Origin of the sequence: Collinsella bouchesdurhonensis (genome assembly GCF_900155365.1) — a bacterium.
Classification (GTDB): Bacteria; Actinomycetota; Coriobacteriia; order Coriobacteriales; family Coriobacteriaceae; genus Collinsella; species Collinsella bouchesdurhonensis.
In genome coordinates this window covers 1-1,441 of the sequence record NZ_LT699729.1, presented here as the reverse complement: position 1 = coordinate 1,441, position 1,441 = coordinate 1, and the positions used below count along the sequence as shown (strand labels likewise).

2 rRNA genes are annotated in these 1,441 nt (G+C 65.0%); both read left to right on the top strand.

The window, feature by feature from the left end:
• Positions 1-1,157 (top strand): 23S ribosomal RNA (locus BQ9843_RS00010); the annotation flags it as partial.
• Positions 1,158-1,317: 160 nt separating this feature from the next.
• Positions 1,318-1,433, top strand: a 5S ribosomal RNA gene (rrf, locus tag BQ9843_RS00005).
• Positions 1,434-1,441 lie beyond the last annotated feature (8 nt).

The window sequence follows — 1,441 nt, the reverse complement described above, 5'->3', positions numbered from 1 at the left end:
CGAGCGGAGGCGGGCCGCAGTGAAGAGGCCCAAGCGACTGTTTACCAAAAACACAGGACTCTGCAGAAGCCGAAAGGCGACGTATAGGGTCTGACGCCTGCCCGGTGCCGGAAGGTCACGGGGAGGGGTTAGCCGCGAGGCGAGGCCCCGAACCCAAGCCCCGGTAAACGGCGGCCGTAACTATAACGGTCCTAAGGTAGCGAAATTCCTTGTCGGGTAAGTTCCGACCTGCACGAAAGGCGCAACGACTTGGGCGCTGTCTCGACCATGGACCCGGTGAAATTGCACTAGTCGTGAAGATGCGACTTACCCGCGGAAGGACGGAAAGACCCCGTGAACCTTCACTGCAGCTTGGCATTGGCCGCCAGCGCGGCGCGTAGAGGATAGGCGGGAGACGCCGAACCCGGGACGCCAGTCCCGGGGGAGTCGCCCTTGGAATACCGCCCCCGCCGCGCCGGCGTCCTAACCCGCAGCCGCGATCCGGTGCGGGGACCGTGCCAGGTGGGTAGTTTGACTGGGGCGGTCGCCTCCTAAAGAGTAACGGAGGCGCGCGAAGGTCCGCTCGGGACGGTCGGCAACCGTCCTTTTGAATGCAAGAGTACAAGCGGGCTTGACTGCGAGACCCACGAGTCGAGCAGGTGCGAAAGCAGGCTCTAGTGATCCGGCGGCCCCGAGTGGGTGGGCCGTCGCTCAACGGATAAAAGGTACTCCGGGGATAACAGGCTGATCTTGCCCAAGAGTCCACATCGACGGCAAGGTTTGGCACCTCGATGTCGGCTCATCGCATCCTGGGGCTGGAGCAGGTCCCAAGGGTACGGCTGTTCGCCGTTTAAAGCGGTACGCGAGCTGGGTTCAGAACGTCGTGAGACAGTTCGGTCCCTATCCTCCGTGGGCGCAGGAGAATCGAGGGAGGCTGCCCCTAGTACGAGAGGACCGGGGTGGACGGACCTCCGGTGAACCGGTTGTCGACCAACGGCATGGCCGGGTAGCCGCGTCCGGCGCGGATAACCGCTGAAGGCATCTAAGCGGGAAGCCGTTCCCGAGATCAGTTCTCCTTCCGGTAAGGGCCCAGGTAGACCACCTGGTTGATAGGCCGCAGGTGCAAGGCTGGCGACAGCCTCAGCCGAGCGGCACTAATCGCCCGAGCTCTTACCCGTCGCATCCCCGCGGGCGCAGCTGCATGTGCTTGGCGGGTGCAACTCAGGTCGATCAGGGTACCCGGTCCGTTGAGCTCGCTGTGCGGCCCCCAGGGCACGCGGAGGGAACCCTCAAGCGTGGGAGGCATTCTCATCGTCTAGAGACGAGCGCCGCCCACCGGTCAGCGGCCATGGCGGGCGGGGCACGCCCGGACCCATTCCGAACCCGGAAGCTAAGCCGCCGAGCGCCGATGGTACTGCGGGGTCAGCCCGTGGGAGAGCAGGGCGCCGCTGACCGGTGGACG